Below are 546 nucleotides of genomic sequence, written 5' to 3'. Positions count from 1 at the left end.
TACATATACACATCAAAACAAGTATCGGATAGAAACTACCAAACAACCAAAGTGAAAATACTATTAAGTTGATGGAGCCAATGTTCCATATAAAAGGAGTGCCCTTAATAAGAGTACTACATGGATATGCTTCTCCTTGATGCAGGCATACTTGGGCATATTCCAAATATCCATCTGTATCATTCGTTGGAGTATAGCCAAATATGGCTAGAATGATAAGCAGAAAAGCCAAGTATGCTATGGTTGCGATATTGATAATTCTATTATTGCTCATTTGATATACTTTTTACCATTTATGATGTAAACTCCTTGTGATGGAATTTTGTCTAGTCTTTGTCCTTGTATATTGTATATGTATTGGTTTGCTTGATAGTCTACAATTGTATTATTGATACCTGTAGATGCAGGAAGTAAAGATTGGTCTAGATAGGCTAATCTAGCTTCTATCCATAGATTGATATATGATATTTCCTGCTCAAAGTTTAGTTCATTACCATTCAGGTCGGTATCTTTGCTCCATCTATTTTCTTCTCTTTTGGCTGCGCC

General features: G+C 34.6%; 2 protein-coding genes. Both read right to left on the bottom strand.

The window, feature by feature from the left end; all coding sequences use genetic code 11:
* Positions 1 to 274 (bottom strand): hypothetical protein (locus D4A39_RS19100; RefSeq protein WP_233552524.1); only part of this gene is annotated, 274 nt, incomplete at its 3' end.
* Positions 271 to 546: hypothetical protein (locus D4A39_RS19095; protein WP_199699487.1), on the bottom strand; the 276-nt coding region annotated here is incomplete at its 5' end. The genes D4A39_RS19095 and D4A39_RS19100, both read right to left, overlap by 4 nt.

The sequence above is a fragment of the Alcanivorax profundi genome (genome assembly GCF_003597125.1).
Taxonomy (GTDB): domain Bacteria; phylum Pseudomonadota; class Gammaproteobacteria; order Pseudomonadales; family Alcanivoracaceae; genus Alcanivorax; species Alcanivorax profundi.
Note: the sequence above shows the minus strand (reverse complement) of the source record. Positions and strands in the feature narration are given on the sequence as shown.